The 25774-nt window shown below is 71.5% G+C and carries 22 protein-coding genes; 9 read left to right on the top strand and 13 right to left on the bottom strand.

The features are described from left to right. The first annotated feature begins 5 nt into the window (after positions 1-5). From WMF39_RS42190 to WMF39_RS42205, 4 genes are all read left to right on the top strand, one after another. On the top strand, positions 6-1292 hold the full coding sequence (locus WMF39_RS42190; RefSeq protein WP_437742094.1) for a c-type cytochrome: 1287 nt from the start codon (positions 6-8) through the stop codon (positions 1290-1292). Between the two features lie 195 nt (positions 1293-1487). Continuing rightward, positions 1488-2921: a sensor histidine kinase gene (locus WMF39_RS42195; protein WP_437748104.1), complete on the top strand. Its 1434-nt coding sequence runs from the start codon at positions 1488-1490 to the stop codon at positions 2919-2921. A gap of 14 nt (positions 2922-2935) precedes the next feature. Continuing rightward, complete coding sequence (locus WMF39_RS42200; protein ID WP_437742095.1) at positions 2936-3310, top strand: response regulator; 375 nt, start codon at positions 2936-2938, stop codon at positions 3308-3310. A 117-nt stretch (positions 3311-3427) separates the two neighbouring features. Beyond that, positions 3428-4048 carry a DUF1349 domain-containing protein gene (locus WMF39_RS42205; protein ID WP_437742096.1) on the top strand — a complete coding sequence of 207 codons (621 nt, stop codon included), beginning with the start codon at positions 3428-3430 and terminating at the stop codon, positions 4046-4048. A 48-nt stretch (positions 4049-4096) separates the two neighbouring features. Here WMF39_RS42205 and WMF39_RS42210 read toward each other — a convergent pair whose 3' ends face one another. Further along, a complete protein-coding gene (locus tag WMF39_RS42210) occupies positions 4097-5008 on the bottom strand; it encodes a LysR family transcriptional regulator (RefSeq protein WP_437742097.1) in 912 nt (303 codons plus the stop codon). 141 nt (positions 5009-5149) lie between these two features. Between WMF39_RS42210 and WMF39_RS42215 the strand changes: the two genes are divergently transcribed. After that, positions 5150-5920: an SDR family NAD(P)-dependent oxidoreductase gene (locus WMF39_RS42215; protein ID WP_437742098.1), complete on the top strand. Its 771-nt coding sequence runs from the start codon at positions 5150-5152 to the stop codon at positions 5918-5920. A 180-nt stretch (positions 5921-6100) separates the two neighbouring features. Continuing rightward, positions 6101-7636, top strand: a complete 1536-nt coding sequence (locus WMF39_RS42220) for a hypothetical protein (protein WP_437742099.1) — start codon at positions 6101-6103, stop codon at positions 7634-7636. Between the two features lie 284 nt (positions 7637-7920). Here the strand turns inward: WMF39_RS42220 and WMF39_RS42225 are convergent, their stop codons facing one another. Both WMF39_RS42225 and WMF39_RS42230 read right to left on the bottom strand, forming a co-directional pair. After that, on the bottom strand, positions 7921-8583 hold the full coding sequence (locus WMF39_RS42225) for a hypothetical protein (RefSeq protein ID WP_437742100.1): 663 nt from the start codon (positions 8581-8583) through the stop codon (positions 7921-7923). 291 nt (positions 8584-8874) lie between these two features. Further along, positions 8875-9420 carry a MarR family winged helix-turn-helix transcriptional regulator gene (locus WMF39_RS42230; RefSeq protein WP_437742101.1) on the bottom strand — a complete coding sequence of 182 codons (546 nt, stop codon included), beginning with the start codon at positions 9418-9420 and terminating at the stop codon, positions 8875-8877. A 118-nt stretch (positions 9421-9538) separates the two neighbouring features. Here WMF39_RS42230 and WMF39_RS42235 point away from each other — a divergent pair, with 118 nt between their 5' ends. Beyond that, on the top strand, positions 9539-10705 hold the full coding sequence (locus tag WMF39_RS42235) for a serine hydrolase domain-containing protein (RefSeq protein ID WP_437742102.1): 1167 nt from the start codon (positions 9539-9541) through the stop codon (positions 10703-10705). 129 nt (positions 10706-10834) lie between these two features. On the opposite strand, the gene WMF39_RS42240 is transcribed toward WMF39_RS42235, so the two are convergent. The 3 genes from WMF39_RS42240 to WMF39_RS42250 form a co-directional block, all read right to left on the bottom strand. Then, on the bottom strand, positions 10835-11314 hold the full coding sequence (locus tag WMF39_RS42240; RefSeq protein ID WP_437742103.1) for a DUF4382 domain-containing protein: 480 nt from the start codon (positions 11312-11314) through the stop codon (positions 10835-10837). A 393-nt stretch (positions 11315-11707) separates the two neighbouring features. Continuing rightward, positions 11708-11896 (bottom strand): hypothetical protein, encoded by a 189-nt coding sequence (locus WMF39_RS42245; RefSeq protein ID WP_437742104.1) that lies wholly within the window; start codon positions 11894-11896, stop codon positions 11708-11710. Positions 11897-11931: 35 nt separating this feature from the next. After that, positions 11932-12615 (bottom strand): hypothetical protein, encoded by a 684-nt coding sequence (locus tag WMF39_RS42250; RefSeq protein WP_437742105.1) that lies wholly within the window; start codon positions 12613-12615, stop codon positions 11932-11934. A gap of 289 nt (positions 12616-12904) precedes the next feature. Between WMF39_RS42250 and WMF39_RS42255 the strand changes: the two genes are divergently transcribed. Next, the gene (locus WMF39_RS42255; RefSeq protein ID WP_437742106.1) at positions 12905-13114 is read left to right on the top strand and encodes a hypothetical protein; all 210 of its coding nucleotides are present in this window, start codon (positions 12905-12907) and stop codon (positions 13112-13114) included. 158 nt (positions 13115-13272) lie between these two features. Here the strand turns inward: WMF39_RS42255 and WMF39_RS42260 are convergent, their stop codons facing one another. Next, positions 13273-15372 (bottom strand): substrate-binding domain-containing protein, encoded by a 2100-nt coding sequence (locus WMF39_RS42260; RefSeq protein WP_437748105.1) that lies wholly within the window; start codon positions 15370-15372, stop codon positions 13273-13275. 530 nt (positions 15373-15902) lie between these two features. Further along, on the bottom strand, positions 15903-16541 hold the full coding sequence (locus tag WMF39_RS42265) for a TetR/AcrR family transcriptional regulator (protein ID WP_437742107.1): 639 nt from the start codon (positions 16539-16541) through the stop codon (positions 15903-15905). 93 nt (positions 16542-16634) lie between these two features. Between WMF39_RS42265 and WMF39_RS42270 the strand changes: the two genes are divergently transcribed. After that, entirely contained in the window at positions 16635-17375 is a 741-nt protein-coding gene (locus tag WMF39_RS42270) for a 3-oxoacyl-ACP reductase family protein (protein ID WP_437742108.1), read from the top strand. Positions 17376-17403: 28 nt separating this feature from the next. Here the strand turns inward: WMF39_RS42270 and WMF39_RS42275 are convergent, their stop codons facing one another. From WMF39_RS42275 to WMF39_RS42295, 5 genes are all read right to left on the bottom strand, one after another. Then, complete coding sequence (locus WMF39_RS42275; RefSeq protein WP_437742109.1) at positions 17404-18327, bottom strand: response regulator; 924 nt, start codon at positions 18325-18327, stop codon at positions 17404-17406. Beyond that, positions 18321-21296 (bottom strand): response regulator, encoded by a 2976-nt coding sequence (locus WMF39_RS42280; protein ID WP_437742110.1) that lies wholly within the window; start codon positions 21294-21296, stop codon positions 18321-18323. Before WMF39_RS42280 ends, WMF39_RS42275 begins: the two co-directional genes overlap by 7 nt. Before the next feature lie 238 nt (positions 21297-21534). After that, positions 21535-22395, bottom strand: a complete 861-nt coding sequence (locus WMF39_RS42285) for a sugar ABC transporter permease (protein WP_437742111.1) — start codon at positions 22393-22395, stop codon at positions 21535-21537. After that, positions 22392-24683, bottom strand: a complete 2292-nt coding sequence (locus tag WMF39_RS42290) for an extracellular solute-binding protein (protein ID WP_437742112.1) — start codon at positions 24681-24683, stop codon at positions 22392-22394. Before WMF39_RS42290 ends, WMF39_RS42285 begins: the two co-directional genes overlap by 4 nt. A 7-nt stretch (positions 24684-24690) precedes the next feature. After that, positions 24691-25770 (bottom strand): ABC transporter ATP-binding protein, encoded by a 1080-nt coding sequence (locus WMF39_RS42295; RefSeq protein WP_437742113.1) that lies wholly within the window; start codon positions 25768-25770, stop codon positions 24691-24693. Positions 25771-25774 lie beyond the last annotated feature (4 nt).

Below are 25774 nucleotides of genomic sequence, written 5' to 3' on the forward strand. Positions count from 1 at the left end.
CGCCGATGCGCGCCCGTCCGCTGCTCGCCCTGCTCGCGGCGCTCGCCTCGGGCGCCGCGGGGTGTACCTCCGAGGACGCGCGAGGGTCTGCGCCTGCCACGGCGCCGCGCGCGAGCGACCAGGGCGCCGGGGCGGCCGCTCCGGCCGCCGTGGCCGCGGCGCCGGCCGGCGATCCGGCGCGCGGGGAGCGGCTCGTCGCGGAGCTCCAGTGCAACCGCTGCCACGACGGGACCGGGCAGGCGCCCGCGGCGCGCGACGCCCACTGCGTCCAGTGCCACCAGGACATCGCGGCGGGGCGGTTCCAGGCGCCGGCCGCGGCGATGAAGCGGTGGAACGAGAACCTCGTGCAGCTGCGCGACGTGCCGTCGCTCGCCGCCGCCGGCGACAGGCTGCGCCGCGACTGGATCCGCGCGTTCTTGCTGTCGCCGCACGACGTGCGCCCGCGCCTGCACGCGACGATGCCGCGGCTCGCGATCGGGCCCGAGCAGGCGAGCGATATCGCAGCCTACCTCACGCGCGATCGCCGCGAAGGGCGCGAACGTCCGAGTGCGCCGCTGGAAGGCGCGAGCGCGGCCCGGGGGCGCGAGCTCTACGAGGCCAAGGGGTGCGGGACGTGCCACGCCTTCTCCGGGGCGGCCGGGGTGACGGCGGTCGCGCCCGTGAAGGGGATGGAGAAGGAGACGCGCGCCGCGATCGCCCTGGCGCCGGATCTGAGGCACGCGCGCGACCGGATGGAGCCCGCCGATCTCGTCGCGTGGGTGCTCGACCCCGCGGCGATCAAGCCGGGCACGCCGATGCCCCAGGTGCCGATGTCGCCCGCCGAGGCGCGGGACATCGCGGCCTTCGTCGTGACGGCGGAGCTGTCGCCGCGGGCGCCGGCGAGCGTGCCCGAGCGGCTGCCGCTGCTGTCGCGGCGGGTGACCTACGCCGAGGTGGATCGCCGGGTGTTCCGCGTCACGTGCAGGCACTGCCACTCCGAGCCGGATTACGCGCTCGGCGACGGCGGGCCCGGGAACACGGGCGGCTTCGGGTTCAAGCCGCGCGGGCTGAACCTCGCGACGTACGAGGGGATCGCCGCGGGCTACGTCGACGATCAGGGCGAGCGGCGGAGCGTGTTCTCACGCGGGCCCGACGGCGCCCCTCGCCTCGTCGCCGCGCTGCTGGCGCGGCAGGCGGAGGAGGCGGGCCGCGCGGCTCCGGCGGTGCGCGGGATGCCGCTCGGGCTGCCCGCGGTCGGGCCGGAGGAGATCCAGCTCGTCGAGAGCTGGATCGCGCAGGGCCGGCCGCAGTAGCGAACGAGCGGGAGGGGGCGATCGCCAGGGTCGCTCCGGCCTTGTCGTGGTGCCCCCCTTGCTTCCACGGTCACACCGAGGAGGTGGCCGATGCCTCGGTGGTCTCAACGCGCTCAGCACGCGGGCTCGCCTCCGAGCGGCGGAGGCAACGGGCCTCCGGGGAGGATGTCCATTGGAAGGCGTCTTTCCTTGCTCGTGTTGAGTCAGCTGATCCTGGCCGCCCTGGGCATCACGATGTCCATCGTCGCGCTCAGACGGCTGGCCACCGAGACAGCCTACCTGCGTCACTACGTCTTCCAACCGTTCGTCGTCATCAGCAGCGGCATCGAGTCATCGAACGCTCTCTATGCCCTGCTCGCTCGCCCGCCGTCGGACGTCTCGATAGAAGTCCGGGAGCCCATGATGCGGCTCCGCTCCTTCATCGATCGGTACCAGCGCGAGTGGTTGACGGCGACCTCGACCCTCCCGGAGGCCATCCACCTCCGCGCTGCGCTCGCTCGGGCCGGTGAGCTCGTGCTCCTGGAGGAAGAGCGCGAGGCGGCGGACACCATCGCCGCTGTCGTGATGCACCTCGAGCGCACGACCGGGCTCGTGGGTCCGACGCCCGCCGCGCCGCACGTGCGGCGCGCCGACGTGGAGCACCTCAGCGACGCCCTCGTCAAGCTGCACAGGATCAACCTGCGGTACATGGAGGTCGCTTACGACGCGTTCGACCGCGTCCGGCGGCGCATCCTCCTCGTCTTCATGGCCGTCGGCCTCGGGGGCGTCACGGCGGCGTCGCTCTTCGGCCTCGCGGTGCGCCGCGCGATCGCGCCGCGCATCCACCGGATGGTGACCGCCGTCCAACGCTTTCGCGAGCGCGGCGCCTACGAGCCGCTCGGGGACCGGGGGGACGACGAGCTCGCCGTGCTCGCCCATACGCTGAACACGAGCTTCAAGGCCATCGCCGAGCGCGACAAGGATCGCGACCGGTTCCTCGCCGTCGCCGCGCACGAGCTGAAGACGCCGCTCACCACCATGAAGGGGTTCTCGCAGGTCGCGCTCACCCACCGGAACGACACGGCCATCCGCGAGCGCGCCCTCACGATCATCGATCGCCAGGCGACGCGCCTCGGCCGCCTGGTCCAGGATCTCCTGTGGTCGGCGCGCATCTCCGGAGGCGAGCTCCCCTTCAAGCCCGAGGCGATCGACGTCGAGGAGCTCGCCCGCCGCGTGATCGGAGAGCTCGAGCTCGTGGCCAAAGATCACAGCATTCGCCTGGTGCCCCGGGGAGACGCGCACCTCCTGGGCGATCCAGAGCTCGTCGAGCAGGCGCTCTGGAGCCTGCTCGTCCAGGCCGTGTCCGTCGCGCTGGAGCGCGATCCGGTGCTCATCACGATCGACGCCGGCTCCGCCGCGCGCGTGCTCATCACGATCGAGGTCCGGGGCGGGAAGGATCTCCCGGAGGACCTCGAGAAGCTGCTGGAGCCCTTCGCCGTCGTCGCGTTCGAGGGGCGGCGTGACGAGCCGCGCAGCACGGGCATCGGCCTCCACCTCGTCCAGGGGATCGCCCGGCTCCACGGCGCGAGGTTCTGGATCGAGCGGAGGCCCGGTGACCTCATGGTCTTTTCTCTGGAACTGAGGCGCTAGCTAGCAGAGGGAACATGCTGCGAAACCGCGTGCTGGTCATCGACGATGACCCCGATTTCCGGGAGCTCGTCGCCCTCAGCCTGGACGGGTGGGGGCTCCATTGCCTCCAGGTCGCCGACTGCGCCGAGGCGCTCCCGCTGCTCGAGCGCGAGCGCGACGTGCTGCGGGCGGTGCTGTGCGACTACTTCATGCCCGGGCTCTCTCCCAGCGTCTGCGCGAAGGCGATCCTCGCGCGGGTCGATCCGGCGGTGCGCGTGGTGCTCGTGAGCGCCGCGGTGGACGTCTCGGAGCTGGCCGCGGAGCTCGGGCTCGCGCGGTTCCTCGCCAAGCCGTTCGATCTCGACCAGCTCCACGACGCGGTGCTCGGCCCGCGCGCGCCCTCGGCGTGAGCGGCGCGGCCGATCGCAGCGGGGCGCACCCGAACGCGGCGCGCTCCGTGGTAGCCTCCCGACCCTCGCCCGCGCGCGGGCGGACCGCACGCCGCGCGGCGCTCGGAGGTCTGCGTCATGACAGGACAGCTTCTGGAAGAGGGCTTTACCAACCCTGGAATCGACCCGCGGCTCACGTGGCGCAACCCGCCGGCGCGCTGGGTGGTGGAGCCCGAGCGGCGCGTGCTCGTCGTCGAGCCCGCCGCGAAGACGGACTACTGGCAGCGGACGCACTACGGCTTTCGCAACGACAACGGGCCTTTCCTCTTCACCCGCGCCGGAGGCGACTTCGTGATGACCTGCCATGTGCGGTTCCGGCCGGCGCACCAGTACGACCAGGCAGGGCTCATGGTGCGGATCGCGGAGTCGTGCTGGCTGAAGGCGTCGGTCGAGTTCGAGCCGGACGGCCCGAGCCGGCTCGGCGCGGTGGTGACGAACGCGGGCTACAGCGACTGGTCGACCCAGCCATTTCCCTCGGATCGCCGCGAGATCTGGCTGCGCGTCCGGCGGGAGGGGCCGGATTACCTCGTCGACAGCTCGGACGACGGCGCGGCGTGGACGCAGATCCGCATGGCCCACCTGCACGAGGACGACGGCGCGCGCGAGGTGGAGTGCGGCCTTTATGCTTGCAGCCCGCTCGGCGAGGGCTTCGTGGCGGAGTTCGATCTGCTGCGGATCGCGCCGGGGCGCGCGGCGTGAGCCCTCGAGGGGTCGAGCGGGAGGGCTCGCCGGCCGGGAGCGCGTGGATCAGCGGTCGAGCGCCTCGAGGTGCGGAGAGAGGACCTCGGTGATCCAGCTCATCACCGCGCGCACGCGGCGCGGCACGCTTCGACCGTGCGTGTGGAGGAGCGAGACCGGCATCGGCGCGCCGGTGAGGGAGGGTAAAACCTCGACGAGCTCGCCCGCGGTGATGCTGGCGAACTTGCCTACCCGCGGCGCCTGGATGATGCCCAGGCCCGCCACACACGCCGCGAGATAGGCGTCAGCGCTGTTGACCGTCACCACGCTGCGCATCGGCCACTCGCGGTAGCCGCCGTCGTGGGGGTACTCGAACGACGGCGCTTCGGCGCCGAGCGTCGACGAGTAATGCACGAGGAGGTGCCGTTCGAGATCCTCGAGGCGACGAGGCGTACCATACTCGCGCAGATAGGACGGGCTCGCGAGGTTCACCATCCGCAGGACGCCGAGCCTGCGGCCGACGAGCCCGTCGCCCCCCGGGGCGCCGACGCGCAGGACGCAGTCGAAGCCCTCGCGGAGCGGCTCGACGCGCCGATCGGTCGTGCTGAGGAGCACCTCGAGCTCGGGGTGGCGCGCGAGCAGCTCGGGCAGGCGCGGGATGATGACGTCGCGCGCGAAGTTCACCGGCAGATCGATCCGCACCCGCCCGCGCAGGCCCCGCGCGGCCTGGAACATCGCTCCGAGCTCGTCGGCCTCGAGCGCGAGGCGCCGCGCCCGCGGGAGGAGCTCCTCTCCGTCCGGCGTGAGGCGCACGACGCGCGTCGACCGCTGGAGGAGCCGGGTGCCGAGCTCGGCCTCCAGGGCCTTCAGCCGCAGCGACACGCGCGCCTTGGGCATGCCGAGGTGCTCGCCGGCGCGCGTGAAGCTGCCAAGCTCCGCCACCTTCACGAAGATCTTCAGCGATCCGACGTCGACGGTCATTGTTTCGATTGGCGAAACAGTGTGTCGGAGCCTCGGGCCTTCCGCAACCGGGATCGGATCGCTATTCACAGTCGCAGACAGCGGCGAGCAGCCGCCACGGACAGCGGCGAGCAGCCGCGTCGCCATCGAAAGGACCCGACCATGAGCACATCCAAGCGTAGCCCCGTCGCCCTCGTCACCGGCGGAAGCCGCGGGCTGGGAAAGAGCATGGCGCTCCACCTCGCGGATCGCGGCGTGGACGTCATCATCACCTACCGCGGCGCCGCGGCGGAGGCGGCAGATGTGGTGAAGCAGATCGAGGCCAAGGGGAGGACGGCGGCGGCCATCGCGCTCGATCTGGGGAGCACCCGCGGATTCGACGCGTTCGCCGCCGCGGTGAAGGCGGAGCTCGCCGGTCGCTTCGGGCGCGATCGCTTCGATTACCTGGTGAACAACGCCGGCATGGGCGGCCACGCGAGCTTCGCCGAGACGACCGAAGAGCAGTTCGACGCGCTCATGAACGTGCACTTCAAGGGGACGTTCTTCCTCACGCAGAAGCTCCTCCCGCTCATCGCGGACGGCGGGCGGATCCTCAACGTCTCGTCGGGGCTCACGCGGTTCAGCTTCCCCGGGTACGCCGCCTACGCCTCGATGAAGGGCGGCGTGGAGGTGCTCACCCGCTACCTGGCGAAGGAGCTCGGGCCGCGGAAGATCGCGGTGAACGTGCTCGCGCCGGGCGCGATCGAGACCGACTTCGGGGGCGGCGTCGTGCGCGACAACGCCGAGCTGAACAAGATGATCGCCGCCCAGACCGCCCTCGGCCGGGTCGGCCTCCCCGATGACATCGGCGGCGCGGTCGCCGTGCTGCTCTCGCCCGAGGGCCAGTGGATCACCGGCCAGCGCATCGAGGCATCAGGCGGCATGAATCTCTGAGGCGCTCCGAGCTCGCGGCAGGCGCGTGGTCGTCGGGCCCGCGCCTGCAACGAGCAGCGAACACACGAACATTCCGACACAGAACGGCACAGGTTATCGAGCGTAACCAGGCTTTTGCGAAGGAGCTCGACTGGCACATTTGGTGCTGAGTGGCAGCGCATCGCAAGGAGGCGAGCGCTCATGAGCAGGGAATTGCCTAACCATATCCTTCGAATCCTCGGGATCGGCATGCTCGCCGGCCTGTCGGTGACGCTCGGGTGCCAGGGAGATACCAGCGTGCCAGCTGGCACAGGAGGGGCCGGCGGTGCCGGGGGTGAAGGCGGCGCGGGCGGTCAAGGCGGCGCAGGCGGTCAGGGCGGTGCGGGCGGTCAGGGCGGCACGGGCGGCGGCCCGGAGACGTGCGATTCGCAGCGGGGCGACCACGGCGACGCCTGTTCCGCGGACGCGCCTTGCGCGATCACGCTCGACGTGGAGGTGACGTGCACCGGGCACGACTTCGCAGCGGGCGGGGTGCGGGCCGTTCCGGCGGCGGACGCGACGTACCTCGTGACGAGCAGCAACGCCCCGACGCGGCTGTTCGAGCTCGACGACGACGGGGCGACGCAACGCGACTTCGACGTGCAGAGCAATAGCGTGAGCGTGGCGCTCTCGCCGGACGGAAGGGCCTACGCCGCGGTGGATGAGACGGAGGGCAGCGCTGACGGCTATCCCGGCGGTGCCGTGTTCCTGCCGCTCGCCGGAAGCGCGGCCGAGAAACAGATGGTGTTCGATCGCGACGACAAATACGTGCCGGTCCTCGATGTCGCGGTGGACTCCCAGGGCGAGCCGCACATCTGGATCCTCACGGATGCGCCGGAGATCATCGCGCACGCGACGCGCACGTCCGGCGGCGCCTGGGACGTCGCGCCGGCGAGCCGGCCGGCCGACAGCGGTTGGCCCCGCTTCGCCCTCGCGCCCGACGACGCGCCGCTTTCGTTCGGCATGGTCCAAGCGGGCTCCGACAGCTGGCAGCTCGAGGTGCTCGACGGCGCCACGGAGCGGAGCCTTGGCGCTCCGGTCCCCGCGAGCTCGCCGCTCCGTTACGAGCCCGTCCCGCCGCCGAAGCCCGCCGGTCAAGCAACGATTCCGCGCTTCGCGGCGGTCGTGCAGCACCCCGACGGGCTGCGGCTGGAGAGCGCCGGCGAGGGCGACGGCGTCGACGAGGTAGCGATCCCCGGCACCGCGACGCCGGCGTACAGCTGCCAGCGCGGCTTCGGCGACTCCCCGTCGCCGGGCTGCCCGGCCGACTGCCACGAGGTGACCTCCGGGCTCGAATGGTCGGCCTTCTCGGCCGCGCGCACGAGCGACGGCGACGTGTGGATCGCGTTCCTGATCAGCCACATCGACTGGACGATCGCCTACGAGGTGCAGAACGCCGATCTGCCGACGTGCGTCGGCAACATCGCGGCGGACGCGAGCCGCGGCGAGCTGCGCCTCGTGCGCGTGCCTGCCGCCGGAGGGGCGCCCGAGGTCGCTGTGACGCTGCCGCTCCCCGCGATCGCAGGCGAGAGCCATTTCAGCGATGTGTACCAGCGCCACCCGCTCGTCGATGTCTCCGCGTTCGGCACGGAGCTCACCGTGGCCATGCGCACCCAGGCGTCACGCGTGGGGCCCTTCACGGCCCGCGTGCTGCGCGTCGACACCTCGCTCCTCGGGCCTGCGGCGCCAGGCGACTGAGACGCGCGCTGCACATCGACGCCTCGGTCCTCGACTCCACGAGCGTAGCCGCCGGATCGGATTCGGGCGCGCCACGGCTGGCGGAGCCGGCGCGAGGACAGGAGATCGAGCCCTCCAGATCACGATGGATCTCCGGCAGCTCGACAGGTTACCACGGCTGTGCCTCGGGCCGAATGCGCATTTTGACACAGAACGACACAAGCCATCGCGTGTGACGCCGGCTTTTGCGCAGAAGATCGACTGGCACGTTTGATGTTAAGTGCCAGCGCATCGCAGGGAGGCGATCACTCATGCGCCAGAAATTGCAAATACACATCCTTCGAATGCTTGGGACCGGCATGCTCGCCGGCCTGTCGGTGACGCTCGGGTGCCAGGTCGATACCACCGTGTCGGCTGACACAGGAGAGGCCGGTGGCGCCGGGGATCAAGGCGGCGCGGGCGGTCAGGGCGGCGCTGGCGACGCCCCGGCGACGTGTGAATCGCGGCGAGGCGACCACAACGACGCCTGTCCCGCGGACGCGCCTTGCGCGATCACGCTCGACGTGGAGGTGACGTGCACCGATTCCAAGTTTGCAGCGGGCGGGGTGCGGGCCGTGCCGGCGGCGGGCGCGACATACCTCGTGACGAGCAGCGACGACCCGACGCGGCTGTTCGAGCTCGACGACGATGGAGCGACGCAACGAGACTTCGACGTGCAGTCCAATACCCTGAGCGTGGCGCTCTCGCCGGACGGAAGGGCGTATGCCGCGGTGAATGAGACGAAGGGCAGCGGTGACGGCTATCCTGGCGGTGTCGTGTTCTTGCCGCTGGTCGGCAGCGCGACCGAGACGCAGAGGGTGTTCGATCGCGACGACAACCACGTGCCGGTCCTCGATATCGCGGTGGACTCCCGGGGCGAGCCCCACATCTGGATCAACACGGACGTGCGCGACGACAGCCTCGCGCATGCGACGCGCACGTCCAGCGACGCCTGGGACGTCGCGCCGGCGAGCCGGCCGAGCGGCAGCGATTACGCCCGCTTCGCCCTCGCGCCCGACGACGCGCCGCTGGCGTTCGGGATCGTCGAAGCGCTCCCAGGGGTCCGGCAGCTCACGGTGCTCGACGGCACCACGGAGCGGAGCCTTGGCGTCCCGGACTCCGCGAGCTCCCTGCTCGATTACGAGCCCGTTCGGCCGCCGCAGCCCGCCGGACAAGCGACGTTTCCGCGCTTCGCGGCGGTCGTGCAGCACACCGACGGGCTACGGCTGGCGGAGCCGGCGCGAGGACAGGAGCTCGAGCCCTCCCGTGCGCTCCGCGATGCGCTGGAGCGACGCGAGCAGCGCGCCGGCCTGCTCCTCGCCGAGCAGCGCGCGGAGCCGCCTGTTCACCGCGGCGCGCGCGGCGCGCCCCGCCTCGACCGCCGCCCACCCGCGGTCGGTGAGCTCCACGAGCCGGTTGCGCTGGTCGTCCTCGGCGACGCGCCGGCGCACGTAGCCGAGCTCCTCCAGCTCCGCCACCGCCTTCGAGGCGCCCTGCGCCGTGATGCCGAGCCGCTGCGCGAGCTCCCTCACCTTCACCGGCCCCGGGATGAGGTGCTGGAACACGTATCCATGGCTCGGCCGGAGATCCCCGTGGCCGGCCCGCTCCACGCGGCGCATCACCTCGTCGCTGTTCGCGGCCGCGATGGCGGCGAAGAGCAGCACGAGGTCCTCGTCCGGGCGCGCAGGCTTCACGGCCGGAGCGTGTAACCCGCAACCGAGGTTGCGCAAATGACGTTGACGGCCGCGGGCGGCGGCCCTATTCATCAACCAAGGTTGCGCAACATGGGTTGCGTATCATCGGGGTCGGGCTCGAAGGGCCGGGCGGCTCGCCCGCGCGCACCCGGGCCCGTACTGCCCCGAGGAAGGGACGAAGGGACGAGCGATGCACCTCGCGATCCATGGCTCCTGCGACCCGGCGTTCGCGCCCGTGCGCGCGGCGTTCGCCTCGAATTTCGAGCGGTTTCCCGAGCTCGGGGCCGCGGTGTGCGCCGCCGTGCGCGGCCGCGTGGTCGTCGACCTCTGGGCCGGCTTCCGGGACGCGGCGAGGACCGCGCCGTGGCGCTTTGACACGATCGTGAACGTCTTCTCGGCGACGAAGGGCGCTGTGGCGCTGTGCGCCCACGCGCTCGCGGAGCGGCGCGCGCTCGACGTGGACGCGCCGGTCGCCGCCGCCTGGCCGGAGTTCGGCGCGGCCGGCAAGGGGCGCGTCCTCGTGGCCCAGCTGCTCGACCACAGCGCCGGCCTGCCGGCGCTCCGCGCCGAGCCGGAGGAGGGCGCGCTCTACGACTGGCAGGCCATGACCGCCGCCCTCGCCGCGCAGGAGCCGTTCTGGGAGCCGGGCGCCCGGCACGGCTACCACGCCGTGACGTTCGGCTTCCTCGTGGGCGAGGTGATCCGGCGCGCAAGCGGCCAGCGGGTCGGCGCGTTCCTCCGGGAGGCCGTCGCGGGGCCGCTCGGCCTGGATTTCCACATCGGCACCGGCGCCGAGCACGACGGGCGGATCGCCGAGGTGCCCCCGACCATCGCGAGCCCGAGCGGCCTGGGCGGCGCGTTCGGCGCGAGCTTCCGCGACCCGGCGTCGCTCACCTCGATGGCCTTCACCAGGCCGCGCGACCTCCTGTCGCCGGGCCTCGTCAACACCGCCCGCGCCCGGCGCGCGGAGATCCCCGCGCTGAACGGCCACGCGAACGCGCGCGCGCTCGCGCGGATGTACGGAGCGCTCGCGAACGGCGGGGCCCTCGCCGGCACCGCGCGCGTGCTGTCGCCGGAGGCGGTCGAGGCCGCGCTGGCGGAGCGATCGGCCGGGCTCGACGCCGTCCTCCTCGCGGAGAGCCGGTTCTCGCTCGGGTTCATGCTGCCGAGCGCCCTGCGCCCCTTCGGGCGCGGCCCGCGGACCTTCGGCCACCCCGGCGCCGGCGGCGCGCTCGGCTTCGCCGACCCCGACGCAGGGCTCGGGTTCGGCTACACGCCGAACCAGACGATCGCGAGCGGCCAGGGCGGCGACCCGCGGTGGCGGGCGCTGATCGAGGCGGTGTACTCGTGTCTATGAGCGCTGGTTCCGCGCGGCCGGGGCGCGTGACTGGGTTCGTGAGAGCAGGGGCCGCGTGGTGCTCTGTTGAACGTGCTCCGGTTGACCACGCCCCGGGAGCGCCTCGTCATCCTCTTGATCTCCTGGTGCTCAGAGCTCCTCTGCCTTGGCAATTTTGATGACAGGATCGAGGCGATAGCCGCTCTGCTCCTGCGTCAGGGATCTGGCCTGGTCGAAGTCGAGCGTGAGGTGCAGTGTGCCACCGGGGCTCACCTCGACCGCGCCTTCCGTCACGATCTTGAGCCCCGACTCCGAGCAGGAGGGACAGGAGACCGCGCTTGTGGTGGATCCCTCCACAAGCTCGGCGTCGGTGAGCACGAGCCGAACTTGCGTGACCTTGCCCGCGGGGACCTCGCTCGAGCCGAGGAGCTTTTCGGTCGAGCTCGCGTCCAGGAGATCCAGCTTGACCTCGCCGCTGAAGATCGTGCTCCAGCCCCTCTCGCTCGCGCTCTCTTCGTGGCTCGACCCGTCGTCATCGCCGGGCGACGCCTGGCCGGCTTCATCCTGCTCCGCGTCCTTCGCGACATGGACGCTCACCTCGGTGAGCATGACCACGAGGTGTCTCTGCACGGCCTCTTCCGTGCCTCCCTCAGACGGAGCGGACGCCTGAAGCGGTTGGGCCGTGACCCCCACCTCCACGGTGGCATCACCGCCGCCACAGCCAGCGATGACGAGCGCGAAAAAGCCGAAGCGGACCAGGTGCGATGAGAAAGCGTGCATATCAATCTCCTTCGTTCAGGCTGAAGGCGGCGCCCATGCATCGCGCCCCCTTGGCAGAGAAGCCCATTGCCTGGGCCTCCGTCACCTGTTTCGTACAGTGCTCGAGCGCTCTTCCGACGGCTCACATAAAAAGCGCATCGCAGCGACGCTCACTGCTGGAACTTCGGTGCCGCACCGCTCAAAGCGTCTTTCGTGACGCGCGAGCACCAACTTCACCCGAGCCAACCGCTCGCCGCAGATGGATCAGTTGATTTCGGATTCGATCGCGTCGAGCTCCGTCTTGTAATTCGCGACCGTGATCGAGCTCGCGGCCTCTTCCTCGAAGTCCGCCGGAACGGCGAGATCCGTGTCTGCAATCGTCGGCTGCGCGCTGGGCGCCGGATCCTGCTGCTCGGTCGTCGAGTCCTGCTTGCAGCCAACCGTCAGCAGCATCGATGCCGCTATCCCAACGGCGCTCAGAGCGTGCCTCATTTTGCACCTGCCTTCGCGACGGCCTTCGCGTTAAAATTCGCCATCCACGTCTCGTGACGCGCGTTCTCCTTATCGATCAGCTTGGACACGCGTTCGGACGAAGCTTGATCCTTTTCATCCCTGGCGAGCTGGTTGACGCGCTCGAGGCGCGCAATCCGCCGGGCATGACGGCGGAGCTCCTGCTTCATCGCTTCCGTCATCGGCTGGTTCTCGAGTGCGGCGACAACTTTCGTGCGCGCCGCCTCACGCTGGCTCTTCTTGCGGATCTCTCGCGCCTTTTCTTTTTCCGTGGCCGCAGCGCTGCCCTCCACCTCCGCGTTGCCGGCTGCCTTGTCCGCTTGGCCGGGCGCCAGATCGGCCTTGCCAGCGGCATGCTCGCTCTTGCCAGGTGCCAGATCGGCCTTGCCGGCGGCATGCTCGCTCTTGCCAGGTGCCAGATCGGCCTTGCCGGCGCCATGCTCGCTCTTGCCAGGTGCCAGATCGGCGTCGCCGGCGCCATGCTCGCTCTTGCTGGCCAGCCCTCGCGCTTCAGCTTTCGCCACGTTGCCAGCCTTTCCCTCTGGCTTCTTCGCGTCGGCCGCCTTGGCGGGCGCCGCTGCTTGGGGAGACTGGGCCAGAGCGGCCCCACTCAAGAGCATCGCCGCTGCTGCCGTCACGAGCACACATAGGGTTCGTCTCATAGCGGTCGTCTCCTTGGAGTGCCCATCGTGCATCAATCGCCCGATGGCCTCAAGCGATTTTCGAACGGTTCGACGATGAATTACAGTTGTTCAGACAGGCACGATTGACTAAACATTTCGACAACTTGCATCTGGCACACGCCTTGAACACAGGCATCGTCGATACTGGGCACGAGGATTGCCTGGGACCACGGATAAAGAACGGAAATGAGCCGATTCGTGGTCGCGTGTCGGACCCATGCGAATCGTCAGACACGGGAACATTGAAAGATTCACAACAACAGGCGTCGTGTCGACCGACTCCTTCAAAGCCTTCTGCGCCGCCAAGGTCAACGGCACCACGGTCGATCCGTCGGAGATGGTCTGTGCGGGACAGGCGGCCAGCAAGCAAACCGATCGCTACATGTGCGAAATGAACGCCGACTGCCTCGACGGCGGCTCCAAGACCCGTGAAATACACAGCTGCACAACCTGGGATAGCAGCTGCGACGATCGCTGACGGTGGCGCAAGGCTCCGGGCCCCACGCAGGCCTTTTGCGCACTGCTCGCGGAGGACAGGCGCCGGCACACCGATGTGCCGCCAGGCACGACAGTCGAAACAACCCCCCGGTGTCAGCTTCAGCGGTTCGTCAGGCGCGACACCGTCGCGGACGGCCATCAGGCGATGCGCGCTGCGCCGCGCCTCGCGCCGCCAGGGCGGAGCCCTCCTGTCGTCAGCTCGTGAAGGGCGCCCGCCAGCGACGAGTACGTGGCCAGACTGCCTAGCTCCACGTCCACGAGGCTCCTGGCAAGCTCGGGGCGCACGCCGACCAGGAAGAGGCGCGCGCCGAGCAGGGCGACCGCGCGGCTGGTCTGGCCCAGCGCGTGGGCGACCTGGGCGTCCACCGCCGGCACGCCGGTGATATCGAGCAGCACGAAGCGCGCCTCATGCCGGCCCACCCCCTCGACCACGGCCGTGAGCACCTGGAGGGCGCGGTCCCGGTCGATCGCGCCGATCAGCGGCACGAGCAGCACGCCGGGCAGGAGCGGGATGAGCGGGCAGCCGAGCTCGCGCACCGTCTCCGAGAGCGTCCGCTCGCTCGCATAGGCCATCTGCAGCTCCGCGTTCTTCGTCGAGAGCGACTGGACGAGCTCGCCGCGCTCGAGGGCCGCGGCGAGCAGCGACGCCCAGACCCCGACGGTGCCCTCGTCGCCGGCCAGCTCGCGGAGGGTCGGCCCCATGAGCGCCACGAACCCCCAGTCGCGCCGCTCGGTGCGGATCGGCAGCAGCATCATCATGAGCGCGCCGCTCGCGGCCGCGGGCGGCAGCAGATGCTCCGGCGGAAACGCCTCCAGCCGATGGCGGCTGCCGATCGGGGGCGTCGCGCTGCCGTCACGGCTGTAGGCGCCGGCGACGACGAGCGTCTTCGCGTCCTCCCGGAGCGCAAGGCAGGCCCAGATCGCGCTGGTCTTCGCGAGCCACGAGAGCGACATGGATTCCTCCTGGGAGCCGCTGACCAGCGCGAGGCCCACGTCGTGATTGGACCGCACGAGCATCCCGAGCTGCGCCACGAACTCGGCCTCGACGCTGAGCCGAGCCCGAGCGATCGAGAGGTGCGCGCCGTCCAGGAACGCCTCGACCCGCTGCGCCGACGCCGCGTCCCCGCCCAGCCGCTCGCGGCGCCGCTCGTGGGACCGGCGGAGCAGGCGCACGATCGCCATCAAGGTGCCCATATCGGAGGAGATGTCGACGGCCTGTTTGTAGGCGCGCTCCAGCGCCTTCGCCGGAGGGGGCGCGGCTCCCTCGATCGCCGCCTCATACGCTTCGAGCACCAGGGCGACCCCCGGCCATACCGCGGCAGGCGACGTATCGGGCGCCAGGGGCCGGGGCGCGAGGAGCAGCTCGACCATCCGTCGCTCCAGGTCGCCGCCGCCGCGCTCCCCCGGCGCCGCGTCCTCGTCGAGGAAGCTCTGGACCACGTCGCATCCGCACGAGATCCGCTGGATCAACGTGTTCGGCGTGAGCACGAGCTCTGGCGGGGCCGTCTCGCCGGCGAGCATCGAGACGACGAGCTCACACGCGGCGCTCCCCAGCATCTCGAACTGCTGGCGCACGGTGGTCAGCGGTGGGTCGGCGGTTTGCGCCTCCGGCACATCGTCGAAGCCGACGATCGCCAGCTCCTCGGGGATGCGGACGCCCGCCGCCTTCAGCGACGGCATCATCCCGATCGCGTTCTTGTCCGTCCCGAAGACCGCCGCCGTACACGCATTCCGCAGCGCGATGAGCCGCGGGGCGGCGTTCTCGCCGCCTGTATACCAGTTGTCGTCGGTCCGGACGACCAGCTCCGGGTCGAGCGGTATCCCCGCTTCGGCGAGCGTCTCTCGGTAGGCGTCGAAGCGCTCGCGCACATCGGACTCGTGGAAGCAGCCGACGAACGCGATGCGCCGGTGCCCGTGTCCGATCAGATGGCGCACCGCGCCCCGGATCCCGCTGTGGTTGTCCGGGATCACGGACGGGCAGTCGCCCTTGTGGACATGGGTGCCGACGACGACGAGCGGGACCCGCTCGGCGGCGAGCTGCTCGATGCCGTCCACCCCGATCACGACGATCCACCCATCCACCTGTTCTCTGGCGAGCGAAGGGGCCTGGAGCGAGCCGGCCGTGCCGCGCATCACCAGCATGCGACAGCCGTGCTGCCGCGCCGCCTCGTGGATACCCGTCAGGACCGGGTTCCAGAACGAGCCGTCCAGATAGGGTGTGATGACGCCCACGGTCATCCCACGTGACATCCCATGGGCGCCTGTACCGCGGCGGGGCGGCTCCGCAAGGCGATTCACGTCACGCGTCGAGCGGCCGGCATCTCCTCCTGTGGCCGGCTGCCCGTCCGCGCCATCTTCCTGGGCCGAGCCGTCAGATCGGCCGCCCCGCTGCTCCGGCAACTCGACTTCACTGCCCCGGCTACCCTGAACCATCGCCCCGGTCTCCCTGCTCCCCCGTCCCACGGCTGCGCTCGCGTGCCCACCTATATACCACGGTCCGGACGTATCTCTCTGCGACGGGGCGATGTCGAATTGCTCGCTCGCAAACCACTTCGGTCCATTCGTGCTGAACGCTAACGCTTACCAATCTTCCCATCGACACCCATGCGCCGGTCGCCATGCTCGTGCCACGCGGCCTGCTCGTCCTCGACAACCCGCACCAACATCGGTTGAGCGCGCCAGCCGGCCACACAACCGTCCTGGCAATCGTCCTCGGCGACTCAACACCGCGTCGACCCACGAGCTCTCCACGGGACGACGCGGGAGCCCTACGGACGGCGCGGGGCGTCGGGCCCAGGCCATGCCCGCATCGCGGCCTCCACGGCCGCGCGGAGGCTCTCCCGTGACGCGCCGTCCCGCGCCTGGACCGACATCCCCAGCAAGACGGTCACGTAGAACGTGGCCAGCGCGGCGGCGTCCGTGTCGGACGCGAGCTCGCCGTCCTCGGTGCTCCGCTGGATCCGCGCCTGGAGCGAGGCATGCCAGGCCTCGCGGCACCCTCGCATCAGGTCCTGTACGGGCCGCGCGCCGGGGGAGCACTGGGTCCCGGCCAGCGCGATCATGCAGCCGGACGGCCGATCGGGCCGGGTGAACTCGTCGGCCGCCGTCTCGAGCAGCCGCTGCACCGCGCCGCGGGCCGTCGGCTCCTCGGCAAAGATGCAGCCCATGCGCTCGCCCCCCCTGGCGAGATACCGATCCACCGCCGTCCGAAAGAGCTGCTCCTTGCCCCCGAAGGTCGCGTAGAGGCTCGACGGGCTGATGCCCATCGCCGCGCTCAGCTCGTCGAGCGACGTCGCCTCATAGCCCCGGTCCCAGAACAGGAGCATGGCCCGCTCCAGCGCCACCTCCTGATCGAAGGCGCGCGGCCTCCCTCGCCCTCGCTGGACCCGCCCCGCCGAATTTTTCATAACGATCGTTCCATAAATCGCTTGACGGACAGCATCAGCCTACGTAGCTTCTTTATAAGGAACGATCGTTCCAAAAAAAAGGAGAACGTCTCGATGGGTACGTTGAAGGGCAAGGTTGCGCTGGTCACCGGGGGTTCGCGGGGTATCGGGGCGGCGATCGCGAGGCGGCTGGCGCACGAGGGCGCCACCGTGGCCATCACCTATGCCGCGTCGCCCGCGAGGGCAGCCGAGGTGGTGCACGCCATCGAGGCGGCAGGCGGCAGGGCGATCGCCGTCCGGGCGGACAGCGCCGACGCAGAGGCGGTGCGGAGCGCCGTTGCCCAGACGGTGAAGGCCTTCGGCCGGCTCGACGTGCTGGTGAACAACGCCGGCGTCGCCGCCATCGCCCCCCTCGATCAGTCCTCGCTGGAGGAGTTCGATCGTCTCATGGCGGTGAACGTCAGGGGCCTCTTCGCCGCCACGCACGAGGCCGTCCGCCACATGGGCGAGGGTGGGCGCATCATCAACATCGGGAGCATCAGCAGCGACGGAGCGCTCATCCCCGGGATGGCCGTCTATGCCGCGACCAAGGGAGCGGTCGCCGGCCTGACCCGCGGCTGGGCCCGGGATCTCGGTCCGCGCGGCATCACGGTCAACAACGTCCAGCCGGGCCCGGTGGACACCGACATGAACCCGGCCGACGGCCCGCTCGCCTCCGGGTTCAAAGGCCAGATCGCCGTGCAGCGCTACGGACAAGGCGACGAGGTCGCCGGCATGGTGGCCTACCTGGCCGGCCCCGAGGGCGCCTTCGTCACGGGCGCCAACCTCAAGATCGACGGCGGCTTCACCGCCTGATCTTCCCGAGCCGCGACCGGAGACCGCGTCAGCCGCCGTCCTCGCCCGGCTCGCCGCCGGTCCCCGGCGAGCGGCACTTCATCACCATGCGGATCTCGTTGCCCTTCTCGTTGTGCCGCACCTCGTCCATGAACGTGCGGATCAGCATCAGGCCGCGGCCGCTCGGCTTGTCCAGGTTGGCGAGGTCGGTCGGATCCGGCAGGTTGCGCGGGTCGAAGCCGGGCCCCTCGTCGCGCACCACGTACGTCGCCTCGGTGCGCGTCTCGCGCGCCACGACGATCACGCGCCGATCCCGGTACGGGCTCTCCGCCCGGCGGCGCTCGACGAGCGCGGAGAAGGCGCTCGGCTGCTCGTCGAGCAGCGTCGAGCTGACCTCGAGGTTGCCGTGCACGATGGCGTTCACGAGCGCCTCGCGCAGCGCCACCGCGACCTGGATCCGGCCCGTCTCGTCGCACAGCCGCATCCGTCCCAGGCTCTGCTCGACGTGGCCCACCAGCGCGGGGACCTTCGCCACGTCGTTATCGAGCTCGAAATGGGACTCGGTCGCCGTCAGGCACGAGAGGAGCAGCTGCTCCCGCCGATCGAGCCGCGCCACCGCGAGGACGTTCTCGACCGTGTTCACGAGCTCCGCCGCGAGGTTCCGCTTCGCGACGTAGCTCGCGGCGCCGCGCCGCAGCGCCTGCACCGCGATCTCCTCGCTGCCGTGCGCCGTCATCAGGATCACCGGGAGGTAGGGGTGCTCGCGGCGGATCGCCTCGACCAGCTCCAGGCCGTCCATCTCCGGCATCTGGAGATCGGTCAGCACGATCTCGGGCATCGACCTGGCGATCGTCTCGAGCGCCTCGACGCCGTTCTCGGCGTACACGGGCTCCATCCCGGCGCGCTTCTTGAGCAAGCTCCCGGAGAGGCGCCGATCCATCGGGGAGTCGTCCACCACGAGCACCCTCACCATCGCGTCACCTCGCTATCAGAGCGCCGGTCGCCCTGCACCGGCGGCGCCGGGTCCGCCGGCGCGCCCTCGCGCACGAACGCGGCGAGCTCGGGGAGCAGGCGCTCGATCTGCGCCCGCAGCGCGAACTGCGCCTCGGCCATGCCGCCGAGCTCGTTCGCGCGCGCCATCCTCTCCAGCGCGAAGGAGGCCTCGAACGCGCCCCGCGCGCCGAAGCTGTCGACCCCGCCCTTCAGGCTGTGCGCGGCCCGCTGGAGCTTGCGGGCGTCGCCGGCGGCCACCGCGTCGTCGATGTCGCCCATCCAGCGCGGGCACTCCTCCAGGAAGACCTCGGCGAGCTCGCGCAGGAGGTCGGCGTCGCCGCCCGTCCGCTCCAGCGCCCTGGTGCGATCGAACATCGGCCGGGCCGTGATCGAGGAGGGCGAGGGCTGCAGCCGCTCCTCCGATCGGGTGCTCGGCGGCCCGCTGTCGGACGTCGACGAGGGCGCCGACGCGTACGAGCTCGGCGCGCCGAGCGACATGCGCGCCGGGTCCTCGATCTCCAGGGCGGAGGGCCCGGCGGCCAGCCGGTCGATCATGTCGTGGAGCTCGTCGACCTGCACCGGCTTCGACAGGTAGCCGTCGAAGCCGGCCCGGAGGCAGCGCTCGCGGTCGCCCTTCATCGCGTACGCGGTCACGACGATGAGCGGCATGTGCCCGCCCTCGCGCCGCTCGCGGGCGCGGACGGCCCGCGCGACCTGGAGGCCGTCCATCTCGGGCATCTCCACGTCGAGCAGGGCCACGTCGTACTGCCCGCCCGCGATCTTCTCGACGGCGAGGCGGCCGTTCTCGACGATGTGCACGTGGTGGCCCTGCCGCTCCAGCCAGCGGCGCATCAGCTTCTGGTTGATCGCGTTGTCCTCGGCGACGAGCACGCGCAGGCCGCGCGCGCGCGTCCCGGGCGCGGCGCGGCGCGGGTCGGCCGACCGGAGCGAGGTCCGCGTCGGGACGCCGAAGGCGTGGAACACGGCCTCCTGGAGGTGGGACGTCTTCACGGGCTTCGTGACCATGGCGAAGACGCCGAGATCGCGGCAGCGCGCGACGTCCGCCTGCGCGGACGTCGAGCTGAGCAGCATGAGGACGCGCCCCTTCAAGATCTCGCGCTTCCGGCAATGCTCGACCACGGCGAAGCCGTCGACCTTCGGCATGCGGGCGTCGACGATGGCGAGGCCGAACGAGCTGCTCGGCCCGACCGCGTTGCCCCCCGGCTTGCCCCAGGGCAGCGCCCACACGCCCGAGTCCTCCGAGAGCGCCGCGATCGCCGCTGCCCCCGAGTCGACGGGGACCGCCTTCATCCCCCAGCCCTCGATGGTGTCCGCGAGGATGCGCCGCGCGGTCGCGTTGTCGTCGGCGATGAGGACCTTCGTGCCGAGGAGGTCCTTCGGGATCTCCAGGCGGCGCGACCGGGCGGCGCCCTCGAGCGCCCGGAGCTGGAGGGTGAAGTGGAACGTGCTGCCCTTGCCCACCTCGCTCTCGATCCAGATCTTGCCGCCCATCATCTCGACAAGGCGGGCGCAGATCGTGAGGCCGAGCCCCGTGCCTCCGTACTTGCGGGTGGTCGAGCCGTCCGCCTGGGCGAACGCGTCGAAGACGACCCGCTGCTTCTCCGGGGCGATCCCGATGCCCGTGTCGATCACGCTCACGCGGAGCACCACGGCGTCGCCGAGCGCCTCGCCCGCGTAGAGGCTCGGCGTGCCCTGGCTGTCCGCGCTGGCCTCCTCCTCGGCGGTGAGGGGCGCGCGCGCGTCGACCTCGGCGCGGACGACGACCTCGCCGGCGTCGGTGAACTTCACCGCGTTGCTCACGAGGTTGACGAGGACCTGGCGCAGGCGCAGCGGATCGCCGACCAGGGCCTCGGGCACGCCGGGGCCGACGTCGTAGGCGAGCTCGAGCCGCTTCTCGTGGGCGCGGAGCGCGAGCGTCTTCACGGCGTCGCCGATGATCTCGCTCGGGTCGAAGACGACGGGCTCGATCTCGAGCTTGCCGGCCTCGATCTTCGAGAAGTCGAGGACGTCGTTGATGATGGAGAGCAGCGCGTCGGCCGAGATCTTGACCATCTCGAGGTACTCGCGCTGCTCCTGGGTGAGCTCGGTCTGGAGCGCGAGCGACGTCATGCCGATGATGCCGTTCATCGGGGTGCGGATCTCGTGGCTCACGCTGGCGAGGAACTCGCTCTTCGCGCGGCTCGCCGCCTCGGCGGCCTCCTTGGCCTGCTGGAGCTCCTCCTCGACCGCCTGGCGCTGCATGAGCAGGGCGCGCAGGCTCGCGGAGTGCTCGCGCTCGTTCTCGAGCGAGGCCTCGCCCATGGCGTCCGCGCGGCGCTTGGCGATGCTCGCCATCACCGCCATGGCGGGGGTGGTGACGGCGTAGACGATGACCCGGAGGAGGTTGTCTTCCTCGTACGATAACAGGACGCCATCCTTCGAGAAGTAGAGCGCGAAGAAGACGCACGAGATGAGCGCCGTGACGATGCCGCCCCAGAGGCCGCCGCTGAACGCCGCGAAGACGATGATCATCGAGAGGATCGCGGGCGGGTTCGGGATGGTCCAGTCGAGCGCGGCCTCCAGCGTGGTGACCGCGCCGATGACGAGCAGCGCGAGCACGGGGCCGAGCAGCGGGAGCACGAACTTCTCCCACGAGGGCCGGCCGAGGCGCCGGTGCAGCGCGGAGGGGAGCGGCAGGAACGTGCCGCGGCCGTCGGCGTCGCCGCCCACGCCCATGGATGCGCGGGGCTCGCCGCCCAGCGACGGGCGGGGCTCGCCGCCCAGCGAAGGGCGGAGCTCGCCGCCCAGCGAAAGGCGGGGCTCGCCCCCAAGCGACGGGCGGGGCTCGCCGCCCACTGACGGGCGAGGCTCACCGCTCACCGACGGGCGGGGGTCCGCGTGAGCGGTCCCCGGCGCGGCGGCGGGCGGGGGATCCTCGGCCTTGGGCATGGCCTCATGGAGATAGCGGGGTCGCGATCGGGCGTCCACGGCCGCGAGGGCCGGGTCCCATGGACGGGCGGCGCCGGGGCACAGCGGGCAAGTAGGAGGGACGCCCCTCGGCCCCGAGCAGCACGAGGCCGGGAAGCGCGGGTCGCGCCGCCGGCGGACGCGGCGCTGGCGGCCCGCGCCGCCGGCGCCCCGGCCGTCGCGCGCCGGGGCGCCCGCAGCCACGCTCACCGCGGCGCGCTCACCCCTTCACGCCGCCCGTCGTCAGCCCCGCGATCAGGTGGCGCTGCACCACATAGAACGCCGCCATGACCGGCAGCGACACGAGGAGCGCCCCCGCCGCGAACCGCTCCCACTGCGCGTCGTACTCGCCGATGTACCGCTGCAGCACCACCGGCAGCGTGAACATCTCCTCCTTGCCGAGCAGCGTCGCCGCGAGGATGAACTCGTTGTACGCCGTCATGATCGCGAACAGCGCCGTCACGGCGATCGCCGGCCGCGCCGCCGGGAGCACGACCCGGAGGAAAGCCTGGAAGCGCGTCGCCCCGTCGACCATCGCCGCCTCCTCCAGGTCGACCGGGATCGCCTCGAACGCCGCCCGGAGCTGGAAGATCGAGAACGGCACCGCCGTCGACGCGTAGCAGAGCACGAGCCCGGTCCGCGAGTTGAGCAGGCCGAGCGCGTCGAGCAGGAGGTACAGCGGGATCGCGCTCGCCACCGTGGGGAACATCTGCGTCGCGAGCAGCGCGCGCAGGCCGCGGTCCTTGCCGAGGAACCGGAAGCGCGCGAGCGCGTACGCCGCCGGGACCGCGACGGAGACGCCGGCGGCCGCCGTCGCGAGCGCGACGACGATCGAGTTGGCGAGCTGGCGGGGGAAGAGCCAGATCGGCTCGCCGCCGACCTTCTTCGACGTCGTGACCACCGCCACGATGTGCTCGAGCGTCGGCTGGTTCGGGATGGGCAGCACCTCCGGCACCGGCGGACGCGCCGCGGAGAAGGCGATCGAGGCGACCCAGAGCACCGGGTACAGCGCGAACGCGACCGCCGCGACCAGCGCGGCGTGCACCGCGATCGACTCGACAGGAGAGGGCCTCCGCGTCACGCGACCTCCGTCGCCGCCGCCGGCACGGGCGCCGATCCAGCCTCGGCCCCGCCCTGCGGAATGGCGGAGACGGGCGTCCGCCGCCGCCGGAAGCGAAAGGCCCGCGTCGCGAGCGTCAAGAGCAGGAAGATGAGCACCGAGTACGCCGCCGCGTAGCCGTACTGGGCCTCGCGGGTGAACGCCCACCGGTACGCCTCGGAGACGAGGATGTCCGTGGTGCCGTCCGGGTCGCCGCCGGACACGAGGAACACGACGTTGAACATGTTGAACGTCCAGATCGCGCCCAGCGTCACCGCGGGCGCGAGCACCGGCCTGATCAGAGGCAGCGTAATTTTCCGCAGACGCTGCCACCGCGTGGCGCCGTCGACCTCGGCGGCCTCGAGCACGTCCTCCGGCACGGCGGTGAGCGCGCCCAGCGTGACCACCATCATGAACGGGAACCCGAGCCAGACGTTGGTCGCCACGTTGGCCGTGAACGCCGTCGTGAAGCTCGAGAACCAGGAGATGGGCTCGATGCTCGTCCCGAGCGCGGAGTTCACCGCCTCGATGAGGCCGGTGACGGCCCCGAACTGCCGGTGGAACATGCCCTTCCAGGACAGCGCGGTCACGTAGCTCGGCACGGCCCAGGGCACGATGAGGAGCACCCGGTAGAGCGCCCGGAGGCGCAGCGTCGGGCGGTGCAGGAGCAGCGCCAGCGAGACGCCGAGGAGGACGTGGAGGCAGAGGTTCACCGCGGTCCAGAGCACGGTCACCGCGAGCACGAGGTAGAACGAGCCGCTCGCGAAGAGCGGCCCGCCGCGGGCCGTGAGGATGCTGATGAAGTTGGCGAGGCCGACGTACCGGAGGCCCTCGCCCCTGCCGGCGAAGAGCGACGTCGCCGCGCCGATGACGAGCGGGATCACCACGAGCACGCCGATCGCGACGACCGCGTGCGCGACGTACTTGTAGGCAGGAATCGATCGCCCGAGCGACCGCCGGAACGAGCGCCAGTGCGCGGTGCCGGGCGCCGCGCCCCTCGCGGCGCGGACCCACCGGAGAGCGAGCGCCAGCGCGAGCGCGCCGAGCGCGACGAGGAGCGGCGCCGGCGAGGCGGGGGGCGGGAGCGGCCGGCGGACGTCGTCGAAGCGGCGCTTGGCCTCGGAGAGCGCGACGTCGGGGGGCGCGTCGCCCCGGAGCACCTTGCGGATCGCGCGCGTGGACGGCTCCCAGGTCGAGCGCATCGCCGGCGAGGTCGGCATCGGGATGGCCGCCTTGGCCTGCTCGGTGAACGCCGCGATGAAGGCGTCGCCGGCCGGGACCGCCACGTCGCTCCGCACCGGCGGCGTGCGCGCGAGCTCGAGCCGCGTGGCCGCGGCCGCGGCGCCCGCGAGGTGGCGCGCGAGCGCCCGCGCCCCGGCGCGCCGCGCGCCCTGGGGCGAGAGCATCACCGCCTCGACGGTCAGGAACGGCCGCATCGGGAGGCCGGTCTCGCGCACCTTCGGGAGCGGGACGACGCGGGCGCGCCGCCGCGCCTCTTCGCCGAGGCCGCCCGCGAACCACGGCCCGCTGATCACGAACGCGGCGCGGCCCGCGTTGAACAGGTCGGTCACCAGCGCGCCGTTCGCGTCCTCCGGGACGACCCGCCGCTCGATCAGCGAACGGACGAGCTCGATCGAGCGCTCGGGCCCCGGGCCGACGAAGCCGAACTGGTCGTCCTCGCCCAGCATCGCGCCGCCGAACGCCGCGAGGATCGGCATGTGCGCGTAGGCGTTCGACGCCTCGTACGCGAGCGGGTACACGCCCTCGGGGAGCGAGCCGGCCAGCGCCGCGATGTCCTCGAGGGCCGCCGGGGCCTCCTTCACGAGCGCGGTGTTCATGTAGAGCGCCACGCACTTCTGGCTGATCGGCAGGCCGAGGATCTCGCCCCCCTGCCGGACCGCGGCGAGCGCCGGCCCCTGGAACACGGCCTCGCCGCCCGGATCGAGCGCGTCGCCCACGGGCGCGACGAGGTCGCGCGCGCGGAAGTCGCCGAGCCGCTCGTGGGCGTCGATGAACAGGTCGGGCCCCTCCCCCATCGGGATCGCGGCCTGGAGCTTCGAGGCGTAGGCGTCGAACGGGACGGCGAGAACCTCGACCTCCTCGCCCTCGAAGGCCGCGACGATGGCGTCGAGCGCCCTGGCCTCGTCGTCGCGGTAGGCGTGCCACAGCCGGATCGGCGCCGCGGCCGCGAGCGCGGGCAAGAGGAGGATCAGCGCGGGCGCAGCGAACGCAGCGAGCGTGAGCGCGAGACGGCAGCGACGGCTCGGCACGGTCGCCTCACGCTCCTCGCAGGCTCAGCCCGGAGTCCGCGTCGAACAGGTGCACCTGGCGGAGCGCGACGTGCACGGTGTCCCCCTTCGCGACGCGCGCCGCCGGGTCGAGGCGCGCCACGAACGGCGCCCCCGCGACGGTGCCGTGCGCGTACGACTCGGCCCCGAGGGCCTCGACGATCGCCACCTCGAACGGGGCGCCGCCGTCGCCCGGGGCGAGGTCCACCTCGTGCGGGCGCACGCCGACCGTCACCTGCCGCCCGGACGAGAGCGCGCCCGGGAAGTCGGCCGCGTCGATGTCGATGGCGAGGTCGCCCTGGGCCGCGACCCACCGGCCGCCCCGGCTCTCCAGGCGCGCCTCGACGAAGTTCATGGCCGGGCTGCCGAGGAAGCTCGCCACGAACCGGGTGCGAGGCCGGGCGAAGACCTCGAGGGGCGGCCCCGACTGCTCGACGACGCCCTTGTTGAGCACGAAGATCTCGTCGGCGAGCGTCATGGCCTCGACCTGATCGTGGGTGACGTAGACGCTGGTCGCGCCGAGCCGATCGTGCAGCTTGCGGATGTCGACCCGCACCTGCGCGCGCAGGGCGGCGTCGAGGTTCGAGAGCGGCTCGTCGAACAGGAAGAGCTGCGCCCGCCGCACGATGGCCCTGCCCATGGCCACGCGCTGCCGCTGGCCGCCGGAGAGCGCCCGGGGGTGCCGGTCGAGGAGCGGGCCGAGCCCGAGCATCTCCGACGCCTCCTTCACGCGCGCCTCGATCTCGGCCGGCGGCGTCTTCCGGAGCTTCAGGCCGAAGGCGAGGTTCTCGCGCACCGTGAGGTGCGGGTAGAGGGCGTACGACTGGAACACCATCGCGATGTCGCGATCGCGCGGCTCGAGCCGCGTGACGTCGCGGTCGCCGAGCGCGATCGTGCCGTCGTCTGCCTCCTCGAGCCCGGCGAGCAGCCTGAGCAGCGTCGACTTGCCACAGCCGCTCGGTCCCACGAGGACGGCGAACGAGCCGTCGGGCACGTCGACCGAGACGCCGCGCAGCACGTGGGTTTGGCCGAATCGCTTGTTGAGTCCGCGCACTTTGACAGACGCCATGTTG

Source organism: Sorangium sp. So ce1504 (genome assembly GCF_051521635.1).
In the GTDB taxonomy this organism is placed as follows: Bacteria; Myxococcota_A; Polyangia; order Polyangiales; family Polyangiaceae; genus Sorangium; species Sorangium cellulosum_B.